The organism is Thalassolituus sp. UBA2009 (genome assembly GCF_002335285.1).
Classification (GTDB): domain Bacteria; phylum Pseudomonadota; class Gammaproteobacteria; order Pseudomonadales; family Oceanobacteraceae; genus Venatoribacter; species Venatoribacter alkanivorans.
Genome location: NZ_DDCJ01000031.1, coordinates 1 through 6,762, shown reverse-complemented (window position 1 = coordinate 6,762; position 6,762 = coordinate 1). Strand labels below are relative to the sequence as shown.

10 protein-coding genes are annotated in these 6,762 nt (G+C 53.7%); 5 read left to right on the top strand and 5 right to left on the bottom strand.

The window, feature by feature from the left end:
• Positions 1-153: 153 nt before the first annotated feature.
• Both B3P58_RS03545 and B3P58_RS03540 read left to right on the top strand, forming a co-directional pair.
• Positions 154-816, top strand: coding sequence for a transglutaminase-like domain-containing protein (locus B3P58_RS03545; RefSeq protein ID WP_286716102.1), 663 nt, complete (start codon positions 154-156; stop codon positions 814-816).
• Between the two features lie 70 nt (positions 817-886).
• Positions 887-1,162, top strand: a complete 276-nt coding sequence (locus B3P58_RS03540; RefSeq protein ID WP_286716101.1) for a hypothetical protein — start codon at positions 887-889, stop codon at positions 1,160-1,162.
• 7 nt (positions 1,163-1,169) lie between these two features.
• Here B3P58_RS03540 and rimK read toward each other — a convergent pair whose 3' ends face one another.
• From rimK to maoP, 3 genes are read right to left on the bottom strand one after another with little or no spacing between them, the layout of a single operon-like run.
• On the bottom strand, positions 1,170-2,075 hold the full coding sequence (gene rimK, locus B3P58_RS03535; protein WP_145465749.1) for a 30S ribosomal protein S6--L-glutamate ligase: 906 nt from the start codon (positions 2,073-2,075) through the stop codon (positions 1,170-1,172).
• Positions 2,072-2,500: an ATP-dependent zinc protease gene (locus tag B3P58_RS03530; RefSeq protein WP_145465748.1), complete on the bottom strand. Its 429-nt coding sequence runs from the start codon at positions 2,498-2,500 to the stop codon at positions 2,072-2,074. Before B3P58_RS03530 ends, rimK begins: the two co-directional genes overlap by 4 nt.
• On the bottom strand, positions 2,493-2,840 hold the full coding sequence (gene maoP / locus B3P58_RS03525; RefSeq protein ID WP_145465747.1) for a DUF413 domain-containing protein: 348 nt from the start codon (positions 2,838-2,840) through the stop codon (positions 2,493-2,495). The genes B3P58_RS03530 and maoP overlap by 8 nt, the downstream gene beginning before the upstream one ends.
• A gap of 107 nt (positions 2,841-2,947) precedes the next feature.
• On the opposite strand from maoP, the gene hdfR reads away from it, so the two are divergent.
• A complete protein-coding gene (gene hdfR, locus B3P58_RS03520) occupies positions 2,948-3,835 on the top strand; it encodes an HTH-type transcriptional regulator HdfR (protein WP_286716100.1) in 888 nt (295 codons plus the stop codon).
• A gap of 23 nt (positions 3,836-3,858) precedes the next feature.
• Entirely contained in the window at positions 3,859-4,809 is a 951-nt protein-coding gene (locus B3P58_RS03515; protein ID WP_286716099.1) for an alcohol dehydrogenase catalytic domain-containing protein, read from the top strand.
• Between the two features lie 38 nt (positions 4,810-4,847).
• Here B3P58_RS03515 and queE read toward each other — a convergent pair whose 3' ends face one another.
• On the bottom strand, positions 4,848-5,534 hold the full coding sequence (gene queE / locus B3P58_RS03510; protein ID WP_286716098.1) for a 7-carboxy-7-deazaguanine synthase: 687 nt from the start codon (positions 5,532-5,534) through the stop codon (positions 4,848-4,850).
• The gene (gene queC, locus B3P58_RS03505; protein ID WP_286716103.1) at positions 5,534-6,220 is read right to left on the bottom strand and encodes a 7-cyano-7-deazaguanine synthase QueC; all 687 of its coding nucleotides are present in this window, start codon (positions 6,218-6,220) and stop codon (positions 5,534-5,536) included. The genes queE and queC overlap by 1 nt, the downstream gene beginning before the upstream one ends.
• A 36-nt stretch (positions 6,221-6,256) precedes the next feature.
• On the opposite strand from queC, the gene B3P58_RS03500 reads away from it, so the two are divergent.
• Positions 6,257-6,580: a hypothetical protein gene (locus tag B3P58_RS03500; RefSeq protein WP_286716097.1), complete on the top strand. Its 324-nt coding sequence runs from the start codon at positions 6,257-6,259 to the stop codon at positions 6,578-6,580.
• The last annotated feature ends 182 nt before the right edge of the window (positions 6,581-6,762 follow it).

The following is a 6,762-nucleotide window of genomic DNA, read 5'->3' as shown; positions in this document are numbered from 1 at the left end:
AAGGGCCGTAACTTTGTAAATGTTACCCGATTGACAGGCCGAATCACGCTCAGGCTGAGCATTTTGGCCAACCGCCTGCGGCGTTGTGATCATTGTCAGTGCCGGGGGAGCTGAGTAGGGTGAAGGCTTCTCTTTTTAATGAAAGGTTGCCGTATGGAGCAGTATCTGCAAAGCACCCGCTATTTTGATGCAGCCAATCCGCAGGTTGTGGCACAGGCGCGCGCGCTGGCTGGTGATGCATCTGATCCGCTGGAGATTGCCCGCCGGTTGTATCTCGGTGTACGTGATGGTGTGCGCTACAACCCTTATACCTTCAGTGATGATCCGCAGAGTTTCAGCGGCAGTCATTGTCTGGCTGCGGGTCAGTCATACTGTATTCCCAAGGCGGTATTGCTCGGCACTATGGCGCGGGCGCTGGGTATTCCTTCCCGGCTGGGATTAGCGGATGTGCGTAATCATCTCTCGTCACCGCAGCTGCTGGCGTTTTTGCGTTCCGATGTATTTGTTATGCATGGCTATATTGAGCTGTGGCTGAATGAGCGCTGGGTAAAAGCGACACCGGCCTTCAATAAAGCGTTGTGTGAGCGTATGGGCGTGGGCGTGCTGGAGTTCGATGGCGAGCAGGATTCGGTGTTTCAGCCGTTTGATGAACAGGGCCGGGCGCATATGGAATATCTGAACGATCATGGCACCTTTGATGATGTACCGGTTGATTTTATTGTCGCTCAGGTTGCAGCGGCTTATCCGCATCTGGTGAAAACCGCCGATTTTGCCGAGCGCTCACTGGAAGGGGACATGACCGCGCCTGTGAGTTGAATCGGTCAGAGCCCCTGATCGTCGCCACAAAAATCCTTTGCTGGCTGACGGCCACCGCACTTCGCAGAATGTGACTATTTACGGAGGCTGGTATGCAGAAACTGAACAAGGGGCGGAGCTGGTTGTATATACAGCCGTGCTTTGGGGACTGAGTGGCACTCTATGTGTTGCTGAAGAACCGGCAGAGGACACTGATGAGCCGGTAGCGACAACTGTGGATGACGGTGATGAAGCGTATCGCCGTGAGATTCAGCAGGAATGTGAATCTCAGGCGACGTCAATGGAGCTGGAAGGGTCCGACCGGGCCGATTATGTGCGTTTATGTCTGCAGCAATACGGCCTGTGAACCGTGGTCAGCCGCGTCCGCGGGTACGGGTGCGGTTAGCGCGGGCATTTTTCTCAATAAAGATCATGATCTTGGCGGCCACGTCGATACCGGTTGCTTCTTCAATGCCCTGAATGCCGGGAGATGAGTTCACTTCCATCACCACCGGGCCATGGTTGGAGCGCAGAATATCGACACCGGCAACGTTCAGGCCCATGGTGCGTGCGGCGCGTACCGCGGTGGCACGTTCTTCCGGGGTTATGCGGATTAAAGAGGCGCTGCCGCCACGGTGCAGGTTAGAGCGGAATTCGCCTTCCTGTGCCTGACGTTTCATGGCGGCCACGACTTTATCGCCCACCACAAAGCAGCGGATATCGGCACCGCCGGCTTCTTTGATGTATTCCTGCACCATGATGTTGGCTTTTAAACCCATAAAAGCCTCAATCACGCTTTCGGCGGCTTTGCGTGTTTCCGCCAGCACCACGCCGATGCCCTGAGTGCCTTCCAGCAGCTTGATCACCAGTGGGGCGCCGCCGACCATGCGGATCAGATCGGGAATATCATCCGGGCTGTGGGCAAAACCGGTAACCGGCAGACCAATGCCTTTACGAGCCATTAACTGCATAGAGCGCAGCTTGTCGCGTGAGCGGCTGATGGCGACGGATTCGTTCAGCGGATAGACGCCCATCATCTCAAACTGGCGCAGTACTGCAGTGCCGTAAAAGGTAATGGAAGCACCGATACGCGGGATAACAGCATCAAAATCATCCAGCTCGTGGCCCTGATAATGGATGCTGGAATCCAGACTGTTGATATTCATATAGCAGTGCAGGGTATCCAGAACACTGACTTCATGTCCGCGCGCTTCGCCGGCTTCCACCAGGCGACGGGTGGAGTAGAGGTTGGCGTCACGCGACAGAATAGCAATCTTCATAGGGAATCGGTTCCTGGATACTGGCGTTCGACATCGACCAGAAAACGCCCGCTGATGGCCCGGCGGCCAATCAGCATGGGGTATTTCATGCTGCCGCGGTGGCTGAGGCTGAGTTCGATGGTCCAGGTTTTCCCGGCAGCGAAAAGCTGAGTTTTAATGATGTAGCGATGGCTGCGCTGGCCATTGGAGCTGGCGATCACACGACGGTCGACCACCTCGGCTTCACAGATCTGATCCAGGGTTGCGGTGTCGTTATCAAACAACACATGGAAGCGAACCCAGGATTTTCCGTCCCGTTTAAAGGGCTCAATGCGTTCAGCATGCAGGCTGCTGGTGCAGGCCCCGGTATCGACTTTGGCCAGACACTGGATGCCAAAGTCGGGGAGAGAGACTTGTTCTATGTAGCCGAGTACAGGCTTAATCATCGCTGTCTATGCTGTCCGAGCCGGTTTCAGCCACAGCAGCGGAAGAAGCCGTGAAGTAGATCTGCTTACGGCGTAATGCATTGAGGTAAATGGCCCAGGTTTTCTCGACATCAGAGGCTGGCTTCTCGTTACCGTGACAGGTGGCAACAAAGCGCTCTTCTTCGTCATTCTGTGGCGCGCGGCTGCCTTCGTGCAGCGCTTTCATGGCCACACCTTTTGTTTCCAGAATCTGCGCCTGAATACGGGTGAAATCCCCTGAACGCTGGAAACCACGTGGAAAATTGCGGTCGTCAAAGAACTTTTTATCGCAGTCAAAACTCTTCACTTGGCTATTGTCCATTCTGCACCTACTATCCCGATGAGGTAATTTTGGGCGGAGTATGGTCAGCCATGATTCGTCGGTAAAACAAAAAAAACTTATCGTAACGAAAATTTTCTTTGGTCGATATGGACACAGAACTGCTTAAAACTTTTATGGAAGTCTCACGTACCCGGCACTTCGGACGGGCGGCAGAAAACCTGTATCTGACGCAGTCTGCCGTCAGCTTCCGGGTGCGCCAGCTGGAAGGACTTCTGGGGGTGGAACTGTTCTCCCGCCAGCGCAATAACATTCAGCTGACCCCGGCAGGTGAAAAACTCATGCCATTGGCTGAAAGCAGCGTTCTGCTGGAACAGCGTATCCGCCAGGAAGTGGCGATGGCGGATGGCAAAAGCCAGCAGATGTCACTGGGGGCGACCCCGAATCTTTGGGATGCCTTTCTGCAGGAGCAACTGCGCCTGTTTATGAGCAGCTCTCCGGGGATTGCCCTGAACGCCATGGCGCACAGCAGCGGTAATCTGGTAAGGCAGATTATTGAACGTACCCTGGATCTGGCCTTTGTCTTTGATGCTCCCAAAGTGGACGAACTGACCACCATTGAAGTGATGAACATCCCTCTGTATCTGGTTTCCGCTGAACCCTGTGAAAGCTGGCAGGATGCACTGGCGCAGGATTATGTGCTGGTGGACTGGGGAACGTCGTTTCAGATTCAGCACGCGCAGGAGTTCAAAGGGGCAAAACCACCGGTATTACAAACCAACACCGGACGGATTGCGCTGGATTGTATTCTCAGCAATGGCGGCTCGGCGTATTTGCCGTCGAGTCTGATTCAGCCGTACCTCGACAGCGGGCAAATGCATGTTGTGCCCGATGCGCCGGTCATCAACCGTACGGTTTATGCCAGCTTTCATGCCAGCAGTGGCCGTGAAGAGCTGATTAATAAAGTGATCGAACAGATTGCAACCAATGTCACTGCCGCGGCTGCACTGGCATCGCCACAGGGGGAATCCCGATGAGTATGCGTTGCCAGGCATGGGTTATGACACAGACCGGTGGGCCTGAGGTTATACAGAAAGCTGAGATTGAATTACCTGAACCGGGCATCGGTCAGGTACTGATTCGTGTGGTGGCTGCTGGTTTCAATCCGGTGGATACCAAAATCCGTGCCGGGCTTGCGGCCATTGCGCCACAGTCTGGTGTGCTGGGCTGTGATGTCAGCGGCTATATAGAAGCAACAGGCGAAGGCGTCAGTGCATTTTCTCCGGGCGATGCTGTTTATGGCTGCGCCGGCGGGGTTAAAGGACATCATGGTGCGCTGGCTGAATATATGGTTGCCGATGCCGATTTACTGGCCCCTGCTCCTCATAATCTGCCGCTGGAAGACTGCGCTGGTCTGCCCATTGCTGCTATTACGGCTTACAACGCAGTACAGCGCTTGCAGCTTCAGGCCGGAGAGCGCTTGTTTGTGGTGGGCGCTTCCGGTGCGGTTGGTCTGATGATGACGCAGATTGCACATCAGTTGGGTGCGCTGGTTGAAGGCTCGGCCGGCAGTCGTGAACGTATCGCTCAGGTTGAGGCCTTTGGTGGCCGTGGCTGGCTGCATTCCCAGTGCAGTGAGCTGGTTGCGCAGGGAGAGAGTTTCGCCAGAGTGCTGGACACCTTTGGTGGTGCGGGCCTGCAAACCGCTCTTGAACTGGCAGCACCTTATGCGCAGGTGGCGACGATCAATGCCCGTAATCAGTATGATTTATCCCAGGCGCATGCCAAAGCGCTGACCCTGCATGCTGTTTTTATGCTGTTGCCACTGTTGCGGCAGGAAAATATGGCGGCCCATGGGGAGTGCCTGAGAACTCTGACAACCAGCATTGAAGCCGGTGAGCTTAAAGGCCTGCCTGTGCGGCGTTTTGCTATGTCTGAAGTTGCACAGATCCATGCCCGTTATGAAGCTGGAGAATTACCGTTTAAGGCGGTGATGCTGCCCGACTTCTGAATCAACAGGAGTCAGGCATAAGGAGCATCCGCGGGGGGTCAGTCGATCCCCAGCCATTTGTGCGTCTGCAGGCTCAGCTTCCATTGTGGGTGGGCAAGACAATATTCGACGGTCTTGCGCATATTGCTGACGGACAGCCCTTCCTTTGCCCCTTCATTCTTATCCGTTGCCAGAATCATGGCCTGATAATCGGCCATCGGCTGCAGATAAAAATGCCGCGTATTAAAAGAAGCAAAGCGTTCCGGCATGGCTTTGCTCTGCGGATAGATCAGCTTCAGTTCATCACACGCGGTAATAACAATTTCGGCATCGGCTTTGGGGCTCAGACAAAGCCAGTCGATGCCTGCAGGCGCAGGCAGAGTGCCGTTGGTTTCAACGCCGACTTCAAAGCCCGCATTGTGCAGTGCTTCTATTAAATGTACGTCGAGTTGCAGCAAAGGTTCACCGCCGGTGCAGACCACATAGGGAACTCCCTGAGCAGGGTCTGGCCACAGGCTGCTGATCAGGCTGACCAGTTCCGCTGCACTGTAGATTCCGCCATTTTCACCATCGGTGCCGATAAAATCGGTGTCGCAGAAATCGCAGACGGCGGTACTGCGTGAATCTTCGCGGCCATTCCACAGATTGCACTTACTGAAGCGACAAAACACAGAAGGGCGACCGGCTTGCGCGCCTTCGCCCTGCAGTGTGTAAAAAACTTCCTTAACGCGGTAGCGGTCGGCCATCAGCTGTTCTCGTACGCCAGTGGATCGGTGGCATGGTTATGGGCAAAGGCTTCCAGGCGTTCGACGCAGGAGCCGCACTTGCCGCAGGCTTTCTCACGACCGTTGTAGCAGGTCCAGGACTTACCGTAATCCAGGCCCATCTTCAGACCGTCAGCAAGGATCTCTGTTTTGTCGCTGTTCAAGTACGGAGTGACGATATCAACCGGCTCGTAGTTGGCCAGCTTGGCGACCTTATTCATGGCGTGAACAAAGTCCGGACGGCAATCCGGGTAAATCGCGTGGTCACCGGAATGCGCGCCGTAGAATACTTTGCTGGCACCAATATCCACGGCGTAACCAATGGCCAGCGACAGCAGAATCATATTGCGGTTCGGCACCACAGTAGATTTCATATTGGCTGCTTCATAGTGGCCTTCCGGGATTTCGATATCAGACGTCAGAGAGGAGCTCTGCAGCAGTTGGTTGATTGCGGTGATATCAATGATGCGGTGGTTGATTTCCAGTTCTTCACACACGCGGGTGGCAAAAGCGATTTCTTTGCGGTGCTTCTGGCCGTAATCAAAGGTAAGAGCATAGAGCTCGTATCCTTCTGCTTTAGCTTTATTAAGGATGGTAAAGGAATCCATCCCGCCGGAATAAATAACAACGGCTTTCTCGGCCATAACTAACCTCTTTCTTAAAAAGATACTGGAACAGATAAACAGTCCGAACCAGGGAGCCGGGTGGCTCCGGGAATTAAGGCGGCAAGTATACGTGCTTTATATAGAAGGGGGAAAAGGGGGGCTGAAAATGCTCCTGTAAATTTTTTTCAGAAACCTGTTGACCGCTGGCAGGATCTCTCTATAATGCGCCCCTCTCGACCGCTACGGTGTGTTGAGGAAATTGAAAAAGCTTTATTTTTCAATGACTTGCAAGATTCTCACGAATCGGCGGTCACTGAAGAAATCTCGAAAAAGGTGTTGATTTCGGTCAGTAAGAGCGTAGAATGCGCCACCTGCTTTGAGAGTGACCCGGAATGGTTGTTTGAAGCTGAGTTAAGTGTTTGATTTTAAAAGAAATTTTGAAAATTAACGCTTGACAGGATCTGAAGGTGCTGTAAAATGCGCCGCCTGACTCGGGAAGCGAAAGTGGAAAGATTCAGAAGGTTAAGTGGTTGAAAAGATTCAAAAAATTGCTTGACACTAAGAGCTGCTTCTATAGAATACGCAGCCCGCTTTGAGAGAAACGA

Coding starts and splice junctions, on each gene's coding strand:
- B3P58_RS03545 (WP_286716102.1), top strand. CDS start 154: ATGGAGCAGTATCTGCAAAGCACCCGCTATTTTGATGCAGCCAATCCG.
- rimK (WP_145465749.1), bottom strand. CDS start 2,075: ATGAAGATTGCTATTCTGTCGCGTGACGCCAACCTCTACTCCACCCGT.
- B3P58_RS03530 (WP_145465748.1), bottom strand. CDS start 2,500: ATGATTAAGCCTGTACTCGGCTACATAGAACAAGTCTCTCTCCCCGAC.
- maoP (WP_145465747.1), bottom strand. CDS start 2,840: ATGGACAATAGCCAAGTGAAGAGTTTTGACTGCGATAAAAAGTTCTTT.
- hdfR (WP_286716100.1), top strand. CDS start 2,948: ATGGACACAGAACTGCTTAAAACTTTTATGGAAGTCTCACGTACCCGG.
- B3P58_RS03515 (WP_286716099.1), top strand. CDS start 3,859: ATGACACAGACCGGTGGGCCTGAGGTTATACAGAAAGCTGAGATTGAA.
- queE (WP_286716098.1), bottom strand. CDS start 5,534: ATGGCCGACCGCTACCGCGTTAAGGAAGTTTTTTACACACTGCAGGGC.